Genomic DNA, 19,093 nt, shown 5'->3' on the forward strand with positions numbered 1-19,093 from the left:
TCATGTACATACTCGAGCTGCACTTCGAGTGCTACCGCGACACCTCCCTCGGCGAGGCCGAGGGCGCCATCGTCAACTACCTCGACATGCTGCGCTATCAGGGCCAGATCCTGGGGCGGGAGTTTCCCACCAGCATGCAGGAGGGCTGCTTCATCAGCCGGGTGGTCTGCCCGGAGCAGGACAGCCTGCATCCGGACAACCAGAGCGAGCAGGTCGCCCTGGCCGAGCAGGGTCTGCACCAGGCCGGGCTGCTGGCCCCCAAGGTGCAGTTGCAGGGCATGGACTTGCTCTCCGACAGCACGGACCCTTGTGGCCACGGTGGCGAGCGGCCCGGCTGGATGCTGCTCTACACCAGCTTCCTGCACAGTTGCTCTCCCCTGCGCTGTGGCGACCACTTCGCCCCCATCCCGCTCTACCGCCTGCCCCCCATCGCCAACGGCGATCACAAGCAGATCATCAAGTGGCAGGAGGATTGGGAGGCCTGCGATCAGCTGCAGATGAACGGCTCCATCGCCGAACACGCCGCCCTGCACGAGATCGGTGAGGTGGGCAGCCGGCTGCATCGCCGTGGCAGCGACCTGGTCAGGCGGCTGGAGGCCCTCAGCGGCATCCCGACCTATTACTACCTCTACCGGGTCGGTGGCCTCAGCGCCGAGGAGGAGCGTCGTCGCCCCTGTCCGGGCTGCGGCGGCGACTGGGCGCTCAGCGCCCCCCTGCACGAGATCTTCGACTTCAAGTGCGATCCCTGCCGCCTGGTGTCCAACCTCTCCTGGGACTTCAAGGATTAGTCGGCGCTCCCTGACGCCATGGGTTCCCAAGACGAAGCCCCAAAGCAGAAGGCCCTTGCCAGACGGCAAGGGCCTTGTCATTAGTGACCGCTCACTGGGGCAGGGTTTCCAGCCGTTCCAAGAAGGCCGGCAGCGAGGGGGCCAGGGTCAGGCGGCGACCGGAATCCAGCCACTCCAGCCACACCTGGCCGGTTTCGTTGTCAAGGGACACCAGGGTCATCTCGTTGCGGGTGGTGGCGATAAAAAGCGACGGCGAGCGCTTGAGTTTGCGCAGCATCAGCAGGTGGCCGATGAGGTTCTCCTTCAGCAAGTCCAGGTCCGCCTCGTTCCAGGGCAGGATGAGCTCGATGCGCAGCCCCTTGTAGAGGCAGGGGATGGGGCGGCTGAACCAGTGGCCGAACAGGGCGGTGGCGGCGGGATGCAGGGTCAGCTCGAGGGCCCCGTTCATGGCACTGAAGTCCGCCGGCTCGCGCCGTTGATGCGGGCGCCAGGCCACCTTGCCCTCCTTGGGCTCATCCAGCTCGCAGGGGGAGCGCCACTTTGGCTCCCATTCGCACAAAGGCAGCCCTCGCCTCGCCTCCCCATCGTGCTGCCAGCGTAAAAAAAACTGCTCAAGGGCAGACAAGACTTGATCCGACATCGAAATCCCCCACAATAACGACCCCAAATAGCCGCTCTGAATGACCGAAAAATCCGGCTATTGCACCATCAAACACCTGGGCAGACAAGCATGAGCAAACAAGAGAGATACGCGGGCGCCAGCGCGCTGCAGGGCCTGAGCCTGGGCCAGCAGGCGGCCTACATCAGCCAGTACACCCCTAGCCTGCTGCAACCCGTGCCCCGCAGCCTGAACCGCGACGATCTCGGCCTTGGGGATGCGAACCTGCCCTTCGAGGGCTGCGACGTCTGGACCCTGTACGAGCTCTCCTGGCTCAATGCCAGGGGCAAGCCCGTGGTGGCCCTCGGCGAGGTATACGTGCCGGCCCGGAGCCCCAACCTCATCGAGTCCAAATCGTTCAAGCTCTACCTCAACTCCTTCAACCAGACCCGTTGCGACTCCATGGACGCGGTGCAGGCTATGCTGACCCGGGACCTGAGCGCCTGCGCCGGTGCCCCCGTGCAGGTCACCCTGTTTGCGCTGGACCAGGCTCCCCACAAGATCGCCACCCTGCCCGGTGAGTGCATCGATGAGCAGGACATCGAGGTCGACCATTACGAGTTCGACCAGACCCTGTTGCAGGGGGCGGCGGGCAGTGAGCAGGTCGAGGAGACCCTGCACAGCCACCTGCTCAAGTCCAACTGTCTGGTCACCAGCCAGCCGGACTGGGGTTCTGTGGTGATCCGCTATCGCGGCCCGCGCCTGGACCGGGAGAAGCTGCTGCACTATCTCATCTCGTTTCGCCAGCACAACGAGTTCCACGAGCAGTGCATCGAGCGCATCTTCATGGATCTCAAGCAGTTCTGCGGCCCTGAGCAGTTGACCGTCTATGCCCGCTACACCCGCCGCGGCGGGCTGGACATCAACCCCTTCCGCAGCGACTGGGAGCCGGTTCCCGCGAACCTGCGCCTCATCCGTCAGTGAGCCGGGTTGCGTACATGGGAAGGGATGGTTGATACCTCCCATCCCTCAGTAAATTGTGGACGCACAGGGGTCGGCTTGGATAACATGCCTGCACCCCTGTGCCGTTCTTAATCCAATGAATCAACTGTTTTTTCTGGCAATGATGATGACCTCCCTGTCGGCTCCGGATCTGGATCTGACCAAGGAGCAGTTATCGATCGATCTGCAGCAGGCCCAGACCCTGGTGCTGACCGATCCCGCCAGATGCGTCCAGTTGGCCTCCTCCTTCCTCGAACGCACCGCCAATAACCCCAAACAGGTCATCAGCAATCGCCAGGAGTACGGCTACCGCGAGCCCATGCTGAATTACGGCACCGCCACCCAGGCGACCGGTGCCCACCTGCTGAAAGGGGAGTGTCTCGATCAGCTGGGCGAGTCCAGAGAGGCACAAGAGTCCCTCGACCGGGGCATCGCCCTCGCGAGGAAGGAGCAGCAGTTCGAGCTGGAGGCCCACGGCCTCTACCTCAAGATCCGCAGCCAGAACATGCAGCAGAGGTCCCACAACGCCAGCGCCATCCTGCTCGATGAGCTGGACAAGCTGCTGACCAATCCAAGCCTCAAAGAGAGCCAGCTTCAGATCTACAGCCGCCTGCTGCACATCAACGCCAGCATAGAGGGACAGCGGTTCGACATCGCCAAGCAGCAGCTGGCCGACGCCAGGCGCTGGGCCAGAGAGGCCAAGAATCCGCTCTCCCAGGCCTGGGTCAGTGCCGTCGGTGGTGACCTCTATCATGCCCTCAAGCAGCCCCAGCTCGCCCTCGGTGAATACATCGATGCCCAGCAGCAGGCCAGGGGACTGCAGGATCCGCTCTTCTTCGGCCTGCTGTCGAACCAGATGGTCCAGCTCTATCAGGAGGAGCAGGAACCCCAGAAGGCACTGCAATATGCCAATGAAGCCGCCAACTACTTCCATGCCCTCGGCAACCCCTCCCTGCTGAGCGATGCCCTGATCGTGCTGGCCAGCCTCAACCGGGATCAGGGTGAGATGAACATGGCCCTGGTCTACTTCTTCAATGCGCTGGATCTGCTGGACGAGGGCAACGATCGCACCCGCATCGCCCACCTCAAGTTCGAGATAGGCAAGACCTATCTGCAGACCGGCAACCTGACCCTGGCCCGCAACTATCTCAACGCCGCCCGCCAGTCCCACGAGATGGGGGACGACAAGTCATCCCTCATCGACACCCTGCTGCTGCTCGGTGAGCTGCATCTCAAACAGCAGGAGGCGGGCATCGCCATCCTGCAGCTGGAGAATGCCCTTGGCCTCGCCAACCGCACCGGCGATATCCGGCGCCAGCTGGAGATCTTCCGCCTGCTGGCCATCGCCTATGAACAGAAGGGCTACCTCAAGCAGGCGCTGAACAGCTACAAGCAGTTCCACCAGCGCAGCGAGCTGGTACGCCAGCAGCAGCTGGATCTGGAGCAGGAAGCGGTGCGCGACAACTACGCCCAGGTGGAGCGGGCGCAGCAGGTCAAGGAGCTGGAAAACAAGCTCGATGCCAGCGAGCATCAGCAGGAGCGCTACCTCTGGTCCAGTGTCAGCACAGGCCTCTTGCTGGCGCTCTTCATCTACCTGTTCTTCACTCTCTGGCTCAAGCTGAGGGTCGCCCGTCTCAACGCCAAGCAGCTGGGGGAGGCCCTCCTGGTCGAGCCGCGCAGCGGTCTGGCCAACTGGCAGCGGCTGATGAGCCGCTGGCCGCGGGAGATGGCCAAGCGCCAGCAGAAGTCCGAACGCTGGTACTTGAGCGATCGCGCCAGCAGCGAATTTGACGACAAGCTGCATTACCTGCTGTTCCGGGTCCCCTTCCTGATCAGCAGCCAGGAACTGCACGGCTACCAGGTCAGCCGGGAGATAGAGCAGGCCTTCGGCGACTACGTCAACAAGCTGACCCCCAGGGACGGACGCATCTACGATCTGCGCGAGGGTCACCTGCTCTATGTGGTGCCGCAGCGCCATGTGGCCCAGCTGCACCAGCTGGCACAGGAGCTGCTGGAAAAGCTCGCCGCCTTCCCCTGCGACTATGAGCTCGACAGGCACATCAGCCTGGGCATCGTCAGCCACCCCTTCCTGCCCAAAGCGGCGACCGCACTCGATCATCACGGCCTGTTCGACCTCTGCTATCTGGCGCTGTCCGGGGCCATGCAACTCAGCGAAAAACACCGTCAGAGCGTCTGGCTGGAGCTGGCCGCCATCGATTGCCAGCAGGCCGCATTCTTTAATGGCGATGTGTGGCAATGCTGCTTGATGGCGATTGACAAGGGACTGGTAAAAGTAAATTCTTCTCATGAAAAGCAATGGGTTAATTGGCAAGCACTCGCACGGACGAAAGTGCTGGATAACCCGTAAAAAAGGTACTCAACGGGGTCTTTCATTGGCTTACTGTTGCTGGACGACACAAAAACGATAATGACAACAGGGCGACCTGAACAATGAATGACATCGCTGCCGTAACAGGACAACTGGCAAGACTCAGGGAATCCCTCCAGCAGAAACAGCAGGAGCTCGATGGCATGGCCTCGTTCTCCGATGCCGAACGAACCCGCAGCATCCAGTTTATCGGCAAACTGATGCAGGCCTGCCACGGTCACGATCGTGAGCTGGACAATCGGCTCGCCAAGCTCAGACAGAAACTGGACGGCAATCCCCCCCTATCCTCTCTCGATGGGGACCTGGCGCTCATCGAGAAACTGCTGCAACAACACAGCAACGCGCTGGAAGAGTCCATCGGCCTGACCCTGTCCGCCATAGAGCTCGGCAGCAAGCAGCTCAAGCAACTCAAGGGATTTCCGGAAGAGAGCCGCCGCTCCCTCAAGGAGTTTTTGGCGAGTCCCAAGGGGTATGGCATCGGCGATCATCAGAGGAAGGTGATCCGCTTGCTGGAGTTCTACCAGCAGGCCATCAAGATCCAGCTGCTGCCCCGCCAGCCGCTGCTCGCTCCCACCCAGGAGATGGCCACCGAACTCTCCTCCCCCGAGGCGTCCGATCCCTTCGATGTGAAGGCTCACGCCCAGATTGCCGACGAGCTGCAGCGACTCATCACCGAACTCGACTTCGCCGGGGCCATCGGCGAGAGCCTGGCGGACATTCGCCGCCAGTTGCTAAACGGCGTCACCCCGCAGCTGCTGGCCGAGATCTGCCTGCAGATCATCGAGCTCATCATCGAGGGCACCCGGGAGGAGCGCAAGGCCTCCCAGACCTTCCTCAGCACCCTGAACGAGAGCCTCTCCTCGGTCCACTTCGGCTTCACCGAAACCCTGGACGAGGGGCGGGCGCTGCAAAACGCGACCCACTTGAGCGGACAGGCCCTGGAGCGGGAGCTGACGGCCATCGATCAGACCCTGACCATCCATGACTCGCCAGCGGCCCTCAAGGGCGCCATCGGCGAGCATCTGGATACCATCCGCCGCCTGCAGCAGGAGAGGGAGGCCATGGCCGGGCGCGAGCGCCACCTGCTCACCCACCTCTCCAACATGGAAGCCAAGCTGCGGCTGATGAAGGAGGAGACCGCCGAGTACAAGAAGCGGCTCACCATCCAGAAGCACAAGCTGTTCCTGGACAGCCTGACCCAGGTGCACAACAGGGCGGCGCTGGATGAGCGGATCGAGCTCGAATACAAGCGCTGGCTGCGCTACGGCACCCCATTGTGCCTGGCCATCATCGACATCGATCACTTCAAGAACATCAATGACAACTACGGCCACATGGCCGGTGACAAGGCGTTGAAAGTGGTCGCCAAGGCGCTGCAGAAGGCCCTGCGGGACACTGACTTCATCGCCCGTTTCGGGGGGGAGGAGTTCGTGGTGCTGCTGCCCAACATCAACCCGGACAAATACTTCAAGCCCCTCGAGAACCTGCGCCAGACCGTCAAGAACATCCCGTTCCGGTTCAGGGACACCCGGGTCGAGATCACCATCTCCATCGGTGCCACCCTGTTCCGCCCGGGGGATCACGCCACGGACGCCTTCGAGCGGGCCGACAAGGCGCTCTACAGCTCCAAGCACTCGGGACGGGATCAGGTCAATCTGGACTGAACCCGGCCTGACCAGCGGTCAAAAAGCGCACAAACGCACTCGTCCCCTATTCCCCTCCCCCACTCCTTGCCTCTACTATCGAAGACGAGGGATGCTGTTGCATCCCGTTCTCTCCCCAGGGAAAACACAACGATAACAAGCGAGTGAAGGGGAAATTATGATCACCCACATCAATCCAGTCGGCAGCATGGACTTGCTGTCCCAACTCGAGGTGGATCGCCTCAAGCAGACCGCCTCCAGCGATATCTATCAACTGTTTCGCAACTGTTCGCTGGCGGTGCTCAACTCGGGCAGCCACACCGACAGCTCCAAGGAGATACTGGAGCGTTTCAAGTCTTTCGATATCCACGTGATCCGGCGCGAGCGCGGGGTCAAACTCGAGCTGTTCAATGCCCCCGAGCATGCCTTCGTCGATGGCGAGATCATCCGCGGCATTCAGGAACACCTCTTCTCCGTGCTGCGGGACATCCTCTATGTCACCACCCAGCTGGAATCCAACCGCCAGGTCAACATGACCAGCTCCACCCATATCTCCAACGTGGTATTCGCCATACTGCGCAACGCCAAGGCGATCCTGCCCGGCGCCGATCCCAACATGGTGGTGTGCTGGGGCGGCCACTCCATCAACGAGGTGGAATACCAGTACACCCGTGCGGTGGGCAATGAACTGGGGCTGCGGGAACTCAACATCTGCACCGGCTGCGGTCCTGGCGCCATGGAGGGTCCCATGAAGGGGGCCGCCGTCGGCCACGCCAAGCAGCGGGTCCGCAACGGCCGCTACATAGGTCTGACCGAGCCCTCCATCATCGCCGCCGAACCCCCCAACCCCATCGTCAACGAGCTGGTGATCCTGCCGGACATCGAGAAACGGCTGGAGGCCTTCGTGCGCCTGGGGCACGGCATCATCATCTTCCCGGGGGGCGTCGGCACCGCCGAGGAGCTGCTCTACCTGCTCGGCATCATGATGCACCCGGCCAACGAGCGCCAACCCATCCCCATAGTGCTGACCGGTCCCAAGGAGAGCGCCGACTACTTCCGCGCCATCGACGACTTCGTCAAGGCTACCCTGGGGGAGACGGCCACCAGCCTCTATCGCATCATCATCGGCGATGCCCCCGAGGTCGCCAGAGTGATGAAGGAGGCCATGCCCAAGATCCGCGAGTACCGCAAGTCGGTTGGGGATGCCTACTCCTTCAACTGGTCCCTGCGGATCGAACCCGAGTTCCAGCTCCCGTTCGAACCGGATCACGCCAACATGGCGAGCCTGGATCTGCACCGCAACCAGCCGCCCCAGCTGCTGGCGGCGAACCTGCGCCGCGCCTTCTCGGGCATAGTCGCCGGCAACGTGAAGGAAGGGGGCATCCGCGCCATCGAAAAGAAGGGCCCCTTCAAGATCCACGGGGACAAGGAGCTGATGCACCTGATGGACAGGCTGCTGGAGAGCTTCGTCAGGCAACAGAGGATGAAGCTGCCAGGCAGCCAGTACATCCCCTGCTACGAGATCGTGAAATAGGCAAACGGGAATACGCGACCGTCCAAAGAGGAGCCCAAAGGCTCCTCTTTCATTATCAAGACCTTGCGCCAAGAGAGGGTTAGCATCATGCCCCTCAGTTGTTACAATGGGACCCCAGACCTTCGAGAGAGCCCCATGTCACAGCCCAGGCCACACCTGCTCATCATCGATGCCCTCAACCTCATCCGCCGCCTGCATGCGGTGCAGGCCCAGCAGGGGCTCACCCCGGCCCAGGCGCTGCTCGCCACCCGAGCCAATCTCATCAACACCTGCAAGAAACTGCTGGCCAGCAGCGAGCCGACCCACGTCATCGCGGTCTTCGATGGAGAGAGCGATCTGCAGAGCTGGCGCAAGGGGATCTACCCGGCTTACAAGGAGGGGCGAACCTCCATGCCGGCCGAGTTGAAGGAGGGGCTGGCCGAGCTGCAGGATGCCTTCTGGGAGTGCGGCGTCGATGCGCTGCTCTCCGAGACCGACGAGGCGGACGATCTTGTCGCCACCCTGGCCAGTGGCGTCGCCCAGCACGGGGCGAGGGCCACCATCATCTCCACCGACAAGGGGTTCTGCCAGCTCATCTGCCCGCAGATCCGGGTGCGGGACTATTTCAACAAGCGCTGGCTGGATGCGGCCTTCGTCCAGCAACAATATGGGGTGACCCCCGAGCAGTTGGTGGACTTCTGGGCCCTGACCGGGATCGCTGGCTCCAACATCAAGGGGGTGCCCGGCATAGGCCCCAAGACCGCCACCCAATTGCTGCAAACGCACGGGGATCTCGCCAGCCTGCTCATCGCCTGCGAGCAGGAGGCTGCCGGCAAGGCGCTGCTCAAACTGCGCCAGCACAGAGACGAGGCCCTGCTGGCCCAGCGCCTGGTGCGGCTGAAACGGGACATCCCCCTTGGCTTCAACCTGAAAGATATCCGTTACCCGCCGCAGATCGACGCTGAATCCTGAGTGGGGGCCGGACAGCATAACGCCCAAGCCACGCCCGATGGACTGTTGATATAAGTGGGAGATATGTAAAGAAACATGGAGAAAGTGGTGCAAAAATGGTATAAAACCGCCGAATCCTCCCCCTCTGTCCCCTAGAAGTGGATACGCCTCATGTCAAAAAGAAAAATTACCGTCATTCCGGGCGACGGCATTGGCCCCAGCATCATCGAATCCGCCATCCAGATCCTCAACCACGCCGGTTGTGATTTTGACTATGATTACGCGGACGCCGGCCTGGTCGCCCTGGAGAAGCACGGCGAGCTGCTGCCCCAGGCCACGCTGGATCTGATCGAGAAGAACAAGGTCAGCCTGAAGGGCCCGCTCACCACCCCGGTCGGCGGTGGCTTCACCTCCATCAACGTCTCCCTGCGCAAGAAGTTCAACCTCTACGCCAACGTGCGCCCCGTCATCTCCTTCAAGGGCACCAAGAGCCGTTACGACAACATCGACATCATCACGGTGCGTGAAAACACCGAGGGCATGTACTCGGGCGCCGGGCAGAAGCGCAGCAGCGACAACCAGAGCGCCGAGGCGATGAGCATCATCACCCGTGACGGGGCCGAGCGCATCGTCACCTTCGCCTTCGAGCTGGCGCGCCAGGAAGGGCGTAAGAAGGTCACCATTATCCACAAGGCCAACATCCTCAAGTCCACCTCCGGCCTGTTCCTGGAAGTGGCCCGTGAGATTGCCGCCCGTTACCCGGACATCCAGAGCGAGGAGATGATAGTCGACGCCGCCTGCATGAATCTGGTCATGTACCCGGAGCGCTTCGATGTCATGGTCACCACCAACCTGTTCGGCGACATCCTCTCGGATCTCTGCGCCGGCTTGGTGGGGGGCCTCGGCATGGCCCCCGGCGCCAACATCGGTGAAGGAGCGGCCATCTTCGAGGCGGTACACGGCTCGGCGCCGGATATCGCGGGCAAGAACATCGCGAACCCCACCTCGGTGATCCTCGCCGCCATCCAGATGCTGGAGTACCTGGGCATGCAGGATAAGGCCGAGCGTATCCGCGAGGCGGTACGAGCCACTATCGAATCCGGTGATCGCGTCACCCGGGATCTGGGCGGCACAGCCTCTACCAGCGAGTTCACCCAGGCCATCATCGACCGCCTGTAATCGAACACAACTTATTGATTTAAAAAGGGAGCCTCGGCTCCCTTTGTTTTATCCCGGATCCCCCTACCCCCCTCACCAGATGGATACTATGTTCAAAGGGAGGATAAGGAGATCCACTATGCGTGCTACCTTCATCTTGCTGTTTTTCAGCAGCGCAGCCATGGCCCTGGACAGGCCCATCGACAATGCCTGGCTGACGCCACCGCCCCAGAGTGCCGAGCCTGCCAAACAAGTCTGGCAATCCAAGATCGATACCAACGACCTGCTCAAGGCTCCCAAACCGCTCTCCTTCGGCGTGGACGTCATGACCGACAGCAATGGCGCCCGCAGTATTACCCCCTACCAGAAACTGAACCTGACCGCCGAGAAGAGCGTGACCCTCTCCTTCGAGAAGCAAAAACCCAGGATCAAGTTCAATGTCAGCGGCATCAACACCGCGGTCAAGCTGCGGGGTGACGGGGTCAAGATGCAGTTCAACCCGAGCGACAAGACCATTCCCCTGCAGGTGGAGCTCAAGATCACGGACGACGAGTCCATGATGCGCGTCGACTATCGCTTCTGAACACCCCAGATAGCACGAAACCGGACGGGTCTCCCCGTCCGGTTTCGTTTTTGCGGCTTATGCCATGTCGGCTAGCGCGCTGGCGAATGCCTTATGCCTTGGCTTCCAGCTTGGAGACCCAGTACTTGTTGTAGACGTGTACGGTGATCTCTTCGCGGTCGTGATAGAGCTGCTTGGCCTGGATGACGAAGGCGTTGTCTATCTCCTTGAGCAGGCCGCGCAACACCTCGATGTTGTGCACCGCCTCGGCATAGCGCTTCTTCATCGGCAGCTTGAGGTTGAACATCGCCTCCTGGCAGTCGTTCTCCCTGAACCAGTCGGCCACCATGTGGGTTACCCGGGCCGGCTTATCCACCATGTCGCACACCAGCCAGTAGATATTCTTCTTGCTCGGCCGCCAGACGAAGCCATCGTCACGGATGTGTTTGACCTGGCCGGTGTCCATCAGGGACTGGGCCATCATGCCGTTGTCCACCGCGGTCACCATCATGCCGCGGCGCACCAGCTGATAGGTCCAGCCGCCGGGGCAAGCGCCGAGATCCACCGCCTTCATGCCGGAGGTGAGGCGCAGATCCCACTCTTCCTTCGGTACGAACACGTAGAAGGCCTCTTCCAGCTTGAGGCTGGAGCGGCTCGGGGCGTCCGCCGGGCAGCGCAGGCGCGGTATCCCCATGTGGAATTCGGAGTTGTTGAACGAGTAGGAGTAACCCAGCATCAAATGGTCGTTCGCCAGGAAGAAGGCGTGGAACACAGGGCGGTGCGGCGTCTCCTTCTTGGTCAGGATATCCTTGCCACGCAGGGCCTGACGCAGGGGCACGGTGAACTTGCGGCAGAAGGCCGACAGCTCTTTTGCCTCGTTAGTATCGGCGGTTTCCACCCGCAGCTCCCCGCAGATGGCGTACTCCTGGGTCGCCTCTATGATGGGAGTGACCCGATCCGAGAGATCCAGATCCTTGAGCTCATGGGTCACCACCAGCATCTGGCGGATGAAGATGAGCTCGCGGAACGGCAACTTGCGAGCCAGCAGATCCGCCTGCTCCTCGTCATATAACTCGAAGATCACATAACCGCTGTCGTCCTTGACCCGGGCGAAACCGTAGCACTGCATGTTGCCGGCACGCTCGGTGATCTCTGCCGCCGCCTCTTTCTCAAAACCCGGGCGGCAATACAGCAGCAGATTATTCATTCTTTCCTCCAAGACGACAGCCGGCCCAGGTCAGAGCCGCCCATCCCAACATAAAACAGAGGCCACCGGCCGGGGTGATGAGCCCCAGCCCCTTGCTGCCGAGCAGCGCCATGGCGTAAATACTGCCGGAGAATCCCAGGATCCCCAGCACGAAGGCAGTGCCGGCAAAGGTGATCACCTTGCCACGCACGCCGCACCAACCCAGGATCAGCAGGGCCAGCGCGTGAAAAAATTGATATTGCACGGCGGTGTGAAAGGCCGCCAGACGCTCGGGGGTGATCCCGGTCGCCACCAGTCCGTGAGCCCCATAGGCCCCCAGCATGGTCGCCGTCAGGCCGAAGAACCCGGCCAGTACCAGCCAGTGTCGCTGGATATGCATCCCTCTCTCCTTGTTCTCCTCGCCATCAACCCAGGTTAGGGGTCCCGGCGATAAAGTCGATTATCCTGTCTGCCGCCCGCTGCAGGTTATCCTGCTCGCTGAGGCCGCTCGCCTTCCTCGGCTTGAAGCCATGGTCACCATCGGTCAGCCAGTGGACCGATAGGTTGGGTGAGAAGGGGAAATCGACCAGTTCGGCGCGGCTGCCGAAGGTGTCGCGCTCTCCCTGCAACAGCAGGGTCGGCGTCTGTATTTGCTTGAGCACCTCGCCCCGCCAGCTGTCGGGCTTGGCCGGGGGGTGGAAAGGATACCCGAGAATGAGCAATCCTGCAGCATTCATCTCGTCGGCAATTTCCGCCGCCATGCGCCCGCCCATGGACTTGCCCGCCACAAACAGCCTGGGGTGGGCAAAGGCCTTCACCATCTCCCGCCAATGGGCGAGCAGCACGGGCTGCCGGTCTGGCGGACGACGCTTGCCATCCTGGGCGCGCTTGCTCATGTAGGGGAAGTTGAAGCGCACCACCTCGATCTGGGGTCCCGCCAGCAGGGCCGAGAGCCGGGAGAGGAAGTCGTGCTCCATGCCGGCACCGGCGCCATGGGCCAGCAGAATGCGAACGGGGGCATCGCTCGCCCCCTCCCGGATCACATCCAGTGCCTCAACCATCGGCGAGTCGGGCCCGCCGGCGGGCCTCCTCCTGCTCCACCAGCTCCAGCATCCAGTCGCGGAAGGCGACGATTTTGCCCTGATCGGACTGCTGCTCCTGGCACACCAGGTAGAAGGCGTTCTTGCTCACCAGCACCTGCTCGAACGGGCAGATGAGGCGGCCCGCCTCGATCTCCGGCTGGGCCAGCACGCTGTGGCCAAGCGCCACCCCCTGGCCGTGGATGGCAGCCTGGATCACCATGGTGGAGTGGCTGAAGATGGGACCCTGGTTCACGTTCGGCGCATCGATGTCCAGCTGGCGGAACCAGGCCTTCCAGTCGCGGCGGGAGGTGTCGTGCAGCAGGGTGTGGCGGGTCAGATCCTCCGGGGTGCGCAGGGGCTTGGGGCCGCTCAGCAGCAAGGGGGCACAGACCGGGATCAGGTATTCGGTGTGCAGCTTGTCCGAGCGCAGCCCGGGCCAGTTGCCGCGACCGTAATAGATGGCCACGTCCACGTCGTCGGTGAGGGACCCCTCGTCCATGTCCACCGCCTTGATCCGCACGTCTATGTCCGGGTGGCGCTCGCTGAACTTCACCAGCCTGGGCACCAGCCACTGGATGGCAAAGCTCGGCTGCAGGCTGACGGTGAGCGCCCCCTTGGCACTGCGAGCCAGCAGCTTGTCGGTGGCCTCGGAGATGGAGGCGAAGATGTCCTTGATGTCGAGGAAGTAGCTCTGCCCCTCCTCGGTCAGCAGCAGGGAGCGGTTCTTGCGGCGAAACAGCTTGATGCCAAGATACTCTTCCAGCGCCTTGATCTGGTGGCTGATGGCGGCCTGAGTCACGAACAGCTCTTCCGCTGCCCGGGTGAAGCTCAGGTGACGAGCCGCGGCTTCAAACGCTTTCAGTGCATTGAGCGGAGGTAAACGACGAGACATGGGATCGGCCGACGATGAATTTTTCTAATGGGGCGCATTATAAATTGTCGGTTGCGGGTCGACCAGTGAATAAACATAATTCGCCTCGCAATCCGTTGCCATATGGCTCGCATTCTTTGCTTCCATGTTGGTTTACATGTGGTTTTTGTGAGCGGGCCGACAACGATTGTGGTGTTGTGTTTCTTCCTCTGCGGGAAGAAAGGGCTAAATCAATGCGATTTAACCCAGTCTGTCATCTGAATGTGTTTGGCGCCTCCATCTGGATGGCGCCTTTTTTGTAATCCCTACACTCTTCACTACACCCGGAACTGCCCCACCAGCTGCTGCTGCTTATCCGCCAGTTGCGACAATTCCCGTCCGTTATCGGCTGAGGTCGCCGCCTCGGCCCGGATGCTGTGGCTCACCTCGCGGATGTTGCTGACGTTGCGATTGATCTCGTCCGCCACCCCGCTTTGCTCCTGGGCCGCCGTGGCGATCTGCTCGTTCATCTGATGGATGGTGCTGACAGCCTGGATGATCTGCTCCAGCACGCTCACCGACAACTCCACCTTGGTGAGGGTCACGTCCGCCTGGCTGTGGCCCGTCATGATCGCCTTGACCACGGCCTCGGTGCCCGACTGCAACTGGCTGATCAGATTCTGGATCTCGACGATGGCGTTCTGGGTGCGTCCCGCCAGGTTGCGCACCTCATCGGCTACCACGGCGAAGCCGCGGCCCTGCTCCCCGGCCCGTGCCGCCTCGATGGCGGCGTTCAAGGCCAGCAGGTTGGTCTGCTCGGCGATGCCCTGGATCACCGCCAGGATGTCGTTGATGTTGTCGCTGTTGGCCGCCAGCCGCTCCACCACCGGCTTGGCATCGCTGATGACCACCATCAGCCTGGACATGGCATCCTGGGTATCCGCCACCACGGCCTTGCCCTCCTGGGCGGCCCGGTCGGCCTGATTCGCGGCCTGTACCGCCGAGTTCGCATCCCCCGCCACCTGCAAGGCGGTGGCGCTCAGCTCCTCGAACGCGGTCGCCACCAGATCCACCTCCTGATACTGGGCCTGCATGCCGGCGCTGGTGCGATCCGCCCCCTGCGCCGCCTGGACCGCGCTGGCCCGGGTGCCCGCCACCGTGTCGATCACCTGGCTGATGGTGGTCTGCAGCTTGTCCAGGAAGTTGTTGAACCACTTGGCCAGCTCACCGATCTCGTCGTCCCGCTGCAAGTTGATACGCTGGGTCAGATCCCCCTCCCCGCTGGCTATGTCCTTGAGGCGGGCCACCACGGTGCGGATGGGGGCGACGATGCGCTGCGCCATCCACCAGATGCAGAGCAGGGCGAGCAGCGAGATGACGCCGCCGATGAGCAGTTGGGAAGCCACGCTGCGATCGGACTGACTCTCGAGATCCCCCTGCAGTTGCAGGGCGGAGGCGAGCACCACAGCGCGGGGCAGCTCGATGTAGATGCCCCACTTGCGATCCGTGCCGCGCATGCGCACCGGCACGAAGGTCTGCAGCAGGGCGCCGTCCGGACTCCAGCGCGTCACAACCTCCCCCTTGGCGAGCCAGCCGGTGAGATCGCCCACCAATTCCTTGTCCTGCTCACCCAGGGTGCTGCCAGGCGCGACCTGGAAGCCCTCCACCCCGGCGACCCGCCCCTCGTGGCTGAGCAGCAACACCTTGCCCTGGCCGTTATAGAGGGTCTTGTCCATCTCCTCCACCAGGCTCTGCAAGGTGGTCAGCGAGATATCGACCCCCACCATGCCGAGCAGATTGCCCTCTTCCAGCAGGGGGGCCGTCACCGAGGTCATCAACACCTGCTGGCTCCCTACCTCGTCGAGATAGGGTTCCAGCAGGCAGAGGGCGCGGGACTGGATGCTGCAGCTGTACCACTCGTTCTCGGGATGACCGTTGGCGCTCGGCTTGGCATCCGCCAGCACGGCTTCGTTCATCACCTCCAGAGTCACCTTGCCATCCACCCTGGCCCAATAGCTGGAGAAGCGGCCCTTGTCGTTGGCCCCGAGGGCGGTCGAGCCCTGATAGTTCGCATCCTCGCCGTCGAGCTGATTGGGCTCGAACACGCCATAGACACCGATCAGGTTGGCGGAGGATTCCGCCGCATCCTGCAGCTGCTGATTCACGGCACCCCGCAGCGCCTCGGAATGGACGAAGTTGTCAGCCGCATTCTTGCGCTGGAACAGGATATTTTCGGCCAGCAGGGTGGCGCGGAAATAGGCCTCGTCGAGATAGCTGGTCACCCGGGCGGCCTGTGTGGCGCCCATGGCCTGCATCCAGTTTTCTGCCGCGTGCTGCGCCTCCTGGGTCGTGGAAGCGAGCACCTGCTCCTGCATACGGGCCGCGTTGAAGAGGGATGAGGCGACCAGTGCGGCGGCACTGGCCAGGAGGCAACAACCGGCGATCAGGGTGATCCGTCCCTGAACAGAAAGAGAACTCATGCATGATTTCCTAACTTCTACAGATGTAACCACTGTATCGGATTTGGAAACAGAAACTTAACTAAATCAGCAGAGATCCAGACTAAGTTGATTGCGCTCCCCGGCGCTCGGCAGCCCGACCACCAGGCCGAGCAGGCGAATGGGTTTTCCTTGAGCCCTATGCAGTCCCTCGTGCAGCAGATCGTGGAAGCGGGCAGCCTGATAGCTGCCCTTGCGATAGACGGTGGTCTGCTGAAAGTCGGCGAATTTCAGCTTGATCCCCTGCCCCATCAGCATCTCGGCGGGACAGGCCTTGGCAAAGCGCAGCTCCAGCTCGGGAATAAGCTGGCTCAGCACGGCCCAGCAGGCCTCCTCGTCCAGCACGTCGCTGCTGAGAGTGGTCTCCACCCCGACACTCTTGCGCACCCTTGAGGCCTGTACCGGCTGATCGTCCTGACCCCAGATGCGGCCGGTCAGCATCTCCCCCAGCTTGCCGAAGCGGGCGACCAGCTCCTCGTGGCTCATGACCCTGGCATCCTCGCAGGAGTAGAGCCCCTGGGACTCCAGCCGATCGGCGGTCTTGCGGCCTATACCGGGCAACTTAGCCAGGGGAAGCTGGCGCACGAACTCGTCCACCTCCTGGGGCCTTATCACGAACAGGCCGTCCGGCTTGCGCTGCTCGGAGGCGAGCTTGGCCAGGAACTTGTTGGGGGCCACCCCGGCGGAAGCGGTCAGCCCCAGCTCGGCTTTGATCGCGGCACGGATCTCGGCGGCCATCAGGGTGGCGCTGCCGCCGCAATGGGGGCTGTCGGTGACGTCGAGGTAGGCCTCGTCGAGGGAGAGGGGCTCCACCAGTTCGGTGTAGCGCAGGAAGATGGCCCTCAGCTGGCGGGAGACCTCCTTGTAGACCGCCATGCGACCCGGGATCAGCACCAGCGGTGGGCAGAGCTTCCTGGCCAGGCCGCTCGGCATGGCGGAGCGCACCCCGAAGCGGCGCGCCACATAGTTGCAGGTGGAGATGACGCCGCGCCGATCGGCGGAGCCGCCGATGGCGAGCGGCACCTCTCTCAGGGCCGGGTTGTCCCGCATCTCCACCGCCGCGAAGAAGCAGTCCATGTCGATGTGAATGATCTTGCGCATACCACTGTATAAATAGACAGGAAACATCTCCATGCTACCCCAGCCCTGCTATTTCTGCCAGTCACGGAGGCACGGGAGGGACATAGACTCCTAAGGCACCATCCATACGAGACTCAAGGAGGGGGAAGGATGAAAGCAATCTGGCTGGCGCTCTGCCTGTTGCCGCTGTTGGGGATCGCAAAAGATTACCCGACCGCCGAATGCAGCTGGCTGTTCGAGCGCATCGAGATACTGGAGAAGGCCATCGCGCAGGGGGATGAGCTGGGTACCCGGGAGGAGCTGGCCCGCAGGAAGGCCGAATTCAATAAAAAATCCTGCAAGCAATACGATTACTGACCCTGGCTCCCTGCCCCAAAAGAAACGAGCCGACCACGGGGTCGGCTCGCCATCACAGGTTTCATCGCGACAACGCGGATCAGATGATGCGGTGCTCTTCCAGCATCTTGCGACGGGCCTCTTCCTTGGCCATCTTCTTCTTGCGGTTGTCACAGGGCTCCGGGCAGTCGCACTCCTTTTCGATCCCTATGGTGCCGAGGCCACCACAGGAGCCGGAGATGGTCTTCTTCTGGAAGATGTAGCCGATGGCCATGGCCACCACCACCGCCAGAAACACCCCGAAGGTGATCAGAAAAGTCTGCATGCTATTACCCCCTTACTGTTTAACCGGATGCCGCCTGGCGACACCCGTGCATTGAATGCGTCGAAACCGCCACCCCGGGGGATGGCCGTCCGTTACTTTTTCACCAGATAGGGCTTGAAGGCATCCGAGTAGGACTCTTCAAAGCCGGTATCCGTCTTGGTGATCACGAAGATCGCCAGCCCCTGCTCCTTGGCATAGGCCAGACTCTTCTCCGGTCCCATGACGGTGAGCGCCGTCGCCAACCCGTCTGCGGTCATGCAGGAGGGGTGGATCACGGTCACCGACACCATGCGATGCTGGATGGGTTTGCCCGTCAGCGGATCTATGGTGTGGGAGAAGCGCTTGCCATCCAGCTCGTAGTAGTTGCGATAGTCCCCCGAGGTGGCCACGCCATTGTCCCCCGGCTGGATCACCTCCTGCACGGTGCCGGCATTGGCGGTCGGCTTCTCGATGGCCACCCGCCAGGGGTGCCCCTTGCCGTTGACCCCGTTGAGGCGCAGCTCGCCACCGATCTCCACCAGGTAGTTGCGCGCCCCCAGGGATTCCAGATACTCGGCGACCTTGTCCACCCCGAAGCCCTTGGCGATGGCGGAGAGATCCACGTAGAGATCCGGGATGTCTTTTTGCAGGGTATCCGCATCGGCGGAGGTGATCACGTGCAGATTGCCGAGCCCGGTCTTCTGGCGGATCTGGCTGATCAGGTCATCGGACGGCACCTTGGTCGGTTTCGCGTCCGGGCCAAAGCCCCACAGATTGACCAGGGGGCCCACGGTCACGTCCAGCGCGCCGCGGCTCTCGCGGCCGATGTGCATGGCCTCGGTCACCACCCGCGCGGTGTCCCGGGAGACCACCACCGGGGTGTTGTCCCTGTGCTGGTTGAAGCGGGACAGCTCGGAGTCCGGCCTGTAGGTGGACATCTGGTCGTTGACCCGCTCCAGCAGGACATCGACCTCGGCCTGTAATTTGGCTCCATCCTTGACGGCGTCATCCGCCACCTTGATGGAGTAGTAGGTACCCATGGTGCTGCCGGTGATGTGGATCTCCGGCTTGGATTGGACCGTTTCCTGACCGCACCCAGTCAAGAAAAAGGCTAGCCCGAAGGCTAGCCAGGTCTTTACAACGCTGTGCATGG

Annotated in this window: 18 protein-coding genes; 9 read left to right on the top strand and 9 right to left on the bottom strand. The window is 62.2% G+C overall.

Annotation, left to right across the window (positions count from 1 at the left end; genetic code table 11):
- The first annotated feature begins 2 nt into the window (after positions 1-2).
- The gene (locus ACRCYW_RS11575) at positions 3-788 is read left to right on the top strand and encodes a Zn-ribbon-containing protein (protein WP_438550243.1); all 786 of its coding nucleotides are present in this window, start codon (positions 3-5) and stop codon (positions 786-788) included.
- A 91-nt stretch (positions 789-879) separates the two neighbouring features.
- Here ACRCYW_RS11575 and syd read toward each other — a convergent pair whose 3' ends face one another.
- Positions 880-1,428, bottom strand: coding sequence for a SecY-interacting protein (gene syd, locus ACRCYW_RS11580; protein WP_438550244.1), 549 nt, complete (start codon positions 1,426-1,428; stop codon positions 880-882).
- A 90-nt stretch (positions 1,429-1,518) separates the two neighbouring features.
- Here syd and queF point away from each other — a divergent pair, with 90 nt between their 5' ends.
- From queF to ACRCYW_RS11615, 7 genes are all read left to right on the top strand, one after another.
- Complete coding sequence (gene queF, locus ACRCYW_RS11585; protein ID WP_438550245.1) at positions 1,519-2,370, top strand: NADPH-dependent 7-cyano-7-deazaguanine reductase QueF; 852 nt, start codon at positions 1,519-1,521, stop codon at positions 2,368-2,370.
- Between the two features lie 115 nt (positions 2,371-2,485).
- Positions 2,486-4,756, top strand: coding sequence for a hypothetical protein (locus ACRCYW_RS11590; RefSeq protein ID WP_438550246.1), 2,271 nt, complete (start codon positions 2,486-2,488; stop codon positions 4,754-4,756).
- An 83-nt stretch (positions 4,757-4,839) separates the two neighbouring features.
- Positions 4,840-6,441 carry a diguanylate cyclase gene (locus ACRCYW_RS11595; RefSeq protein WP_438550247.1) on the top strand — a complete coding sequence of 534 codons (1,602 nt, stop codon included), beginning with the start codon at positions 4,840-4,842 and terminating at the stop codon, positions 6,439-6,441.
- A 157-nt stretch (positions 6,442-6,598) separates the two neighbouring features.
- Positions 6,599-7,954 carry a nucleotide 5'-monophosphate nucleosidase PpnN gene (ppnN, locus tag ACRCYW_RS11600; protein WP_438550248.1) on the top strand — a complete coding sequence of 452 codons (1,356 nt, stop codon included), beginning with the start codon at positions 6,599-6,601 and terminating at the stop codon, positions 7,952-7,954.
- A 135-nt stretch (positions 7,955-8,089) separates the two neighbouring features.
- Positions 8,090-8,905, top strand: coding sequence for a flap endonuclease Xni (gene xni / locus ACRCYW_RS11605; protein WP_438550249.1), 816 nt, complete (start codon positions 8,090-8,092; stop codon positions 8,903-8,905).
- A 150-nt stretch (positions 8,906-9,055) separates the two neighbouring features.
- Positions 9,056-10,063, top strand: a complete 1,008-nt coding sequence (locus tag ACRCYW_RS11610) for an isocitrate dehydrogenase (protein ID WP_438550250.1) — start codon at positions 9,056-9,058, stop codon at positions 10,061-10,063.
- Positions 10,064-10,181: 118 nt separating this feature from the next.
- A complete protein-coding gene (locus tag ACRCYW_RS11615) occupies positions 10,182-10,625 on the top strand; it encodes a hypothetical protein (RefSeq protein ID WP_438550251.1) in 444 nt (147 codons plus the stop codon).
- Positions 10,626-10,716: 91 nt separating this feature from the next.
- Here the strand turns inward: ACRCYW_RS11615 and rlmM are convergent, their stop codons facing one another.
- The 6 genes from rlmM to dinB all read right to left on the bottom strand — a co-directional run bounded on the left by rlmM (position 10,717) and on the right by dinB (position 17,321).
- Positions 10,717-11,811, bottom strand: a complete 1,095-nt coding sequence (gene rlmM / locus ACRCYW_RS11620; RefSeq protein WP_438550252.1) for a 23S rRNA (cytidine(2498)-2'-O)-methyltransferase RlmM — start codon at positions 11,809-11,811, stop codon at positions 10,717-10,719.
- A complete protein-coding gene (locus ACRCYW_RS11625; RefSeq protein WP_438550253.1) occupies positions 11,804-12,190 on the bottom strand; it encodes a DUF423 domain-containing protein in 387 nt (128 codons plus the stop codon). The genes rlmM and ACRCYW_RS11625 overlap by 8 nt, the downstream gene beginning before the upstream one ends.
- A 25-nt stretch (positions 12,191-12,215) precedes the next feature.
- Positions 12,216-12,851, bottom strand: a complete 636-nt coding sequence (locus ACRCYW_RS11630) for an alpha/beta fold hydrolase (protein ID WP_438550254.1) — start codon at positions 12,849-12,851, stop codon at positions 12,216-12,218.
- Entirely contained in the window at positions 12,844-13,764 is a 921-nt protein-coding gene (locus tag ACRCYW_RS11635) for a transcriptional regulator GcvA (RefSeq protein WP_349921331.1), read from the bottom strand. The genes ACRCYW_RS11630 and ACRCYW_RS11635 overlap by 8 nt, the downstream gene beginning before the upstream one ends.
- A 296-nt stretch (positions 13,765-14,060) precedes the next feature.
- Positions 14,061-16,202, bottom strand: coding sequence for a methyl-accepting chemotaxis protein (locus ACRCYW_RS11640; RefSeq protein WP_438550255.1), 2,142 nt, complete (start codon positions 16,200-16,202; stop codon positions 14,061-14,063).
- A 66-nt stretch (positions 16,203-16,268) separates the two neighbouring features.
- Positions 16,269-17,321, bottom strand: a complete 1,053-nt coding sequence (gene dinB / locus ACRCYW_RS11645) for a DNA polymerase IV (protein WP_438550256.1) — start codon at positions 17,319-17,321, stop codon at positions 16,269-16,271.
- A gap of 129 nt (positions 17,322-17,450) precedes the next feature.
- On the opposite strand from dinB, the gene ACRCYW_RS11650 reads away from it, so the two are divergent.
- Positions 17,451-17,657: a hypothetical protein gene (locus tag ACRCYW_RS11650; RefSeq protein ID WP_438550257.1), complete on the top strand. Its 207-nt coding sequence runs from the start codon at positions 17,451-17,453 to the stop codon at positions 17,655-17,657.
- A gap of 79 nt (positions 17,658-17,736) precedes the next feature.
- Here ACRCYW_RS11650 and nqrM read toward each other — a convergent pair whose 3' ends face one another.
- On the bottom strand, positions 17,737-17,961 hold the full coding sequence (gene nqrM / locus ACRCYW_RS11655; protein ID WP_438550258.1) for a (Na+)-NQR maturation NqrM: 225 nt from the start codon (positions 17,959-17,961) through the stop codon (positions 17,737-17,739).
- Positions 17,962-18,053: 92 nt separating this feature from the next.
- A complete protein-coding gene (locus tag ACRCYW_RS11660; protein WP_438550259.1) occupies positions 18,054-19,091 on the bottom strand; it encodes an FAD:protein FMN transferase in 1,038 nt (345 codons plus the stop codon).
- Between the last annotated feature and the right edge of the window lie 2 nt (positions 19,092-19,093).

It is taken from the genome of Aeromonas sp. (genome assembly GCF_051657805.1).
Taxonomy (GTDB): Bacteria; Pseudomonadota; Gammaproteobacteria; order Enterobacterales; family Aeromonadaceae; genus Aeromonas.

What these genes read in the sequence shown, in the direction of transcription:
- nqrM (WP_438550258.1), bottom strand. Translation starts at nt 17,961, where the DNA reads ATGCAGACTTTTCTGATCACCTTCGGGGTGTTTCTGGCGGTGGTGGTG.
- ppnN (WP_438550248.1), top strand. Translation starts at nt 6,599, where the DNA reads ATGATCACCCACATCAATCCAGTCGGCAGCATGGACTTGCTGTCCCAA.
- ACRCYW_RS11590 (WP_438550246.1), top strand. Translation starts at nt 2,486, where the DNA reads ATGAATCAACTGTTTTTTCTGGCAATGATGATGACCTCCCTGTCGGCT.
- rlmM (WP_438550252.1), bottom strand. Translation starts at nt 11,811, where the DNA reads ATGAATAATCTGCTGCTGTATTGCCGCCCGGGTTTTGAGAAAGAGGCG.
- queF (WP_438550245.1), top strand. Translation starts at nt 1,519, where the DNA reads ATGAGCAAACAAGAGAGATACGCGGGCGCCAGCGCGCTGCAGGGCCTG.
- dinB (WP_438550256.1), bottom strand. Translation starts at nt 17,321, where the DNA reads ATGCGCAAGATCATTCACATCGACATGGACTGCTTCTTCGCGGCGGTG.
- ACRCYW_RS11635 (WP_349921331.1), bottom strand. Translation starts at nt 13,764, where the DNA reads ATGTCTCGTCGTTTACCTCCGCTCAATGCACTGAAAGCGTTTGAAGCC.
- xni (WP_438550249.1), top strand. Translation starts at nt 8,090, where the DNA reads ATGTCACAGCCCAGGCCACACCTGCTCATCATCGATGCCCTCAACCTC.
- ACRCYW_RS11650 (WP_438550257.1), top strand. Translation starts at nt 17,451, where the DNA reads ATGAAAGCAATCTGGCTGGCGCTCTGCCTGTTGCCGCTGTTGGGGATC.
- syd (WP_438550244.1), bottom strand. Translation starts at nt 1,428, where the DNA reads ATGTCGGATCAAGTCTTGTCTGCCCTTGAGCAGTTTTTTTTACGCTGG.
- ACRCYW_RS11615 (WP_438550251.1), top strand. Translation starts at nt 10,182, where the DNA reads ATGCGTGCTACCTTCATCTTGCTGTTTTTCAGCAGCGCAGCCATGGCC.
- ACRCYW_RS11625 (WP_438550253.1), bottom strand. Translation starts at nt 12,190, where the DNA reads ATGCATATCCAGCGACACTGGCTGGTACTGGCCGGGTTCTTCGGCCTG.
- ACRCYW_RS11595 (WP_438550247.1), top strand. Translation starts at nt 4,840, where the DNA reads ATGAATGACATCGCTGCCGTAACAGGACAACTGGCAAGACTCAGGGAA.
- ACRCYW_RS11630 (WP_438550254.1), bottom strand. Translation starts at nt 12,851, where the DNA reads ATGGTTGAGGCACTGGATGTGATCCGGGAGGGGGCGAGCGATGCCCCC.
- ACRCYW_RS11640 (WP_438550255.1), bottom strand. Translation starts at nt 16,202, where the DNA reads ATGAGTTCTCTTTCTGTTCAGGGACGGATCACCCTGATCGCCGGTTGT.
- ACRCYW_RS11610 (WP_438550250.1), top strand. Translation starts at nt 9,056, where the DNA reads ATGTCAAAAAGAAAAATTACCGTCATTCCGGGCGACGGCATTGGCCCC.
- ACRCYW_RS11660 (WP_438550259.1), bottom strand. Translation starts at nt 19,091, where the DNA reads ATGCACAGCGTTGTAAAGACCTGGCTAGCCTTCGGGCTAGCCTTTTTC.
- ACRCYW_RS11575 (WP_438550243.1), top strand. Translation starts at nt 3, where the DNA reads ATGTACATACTCGAGCTGCACTTCGAGTGCTACCGCGACACCTCCCTC.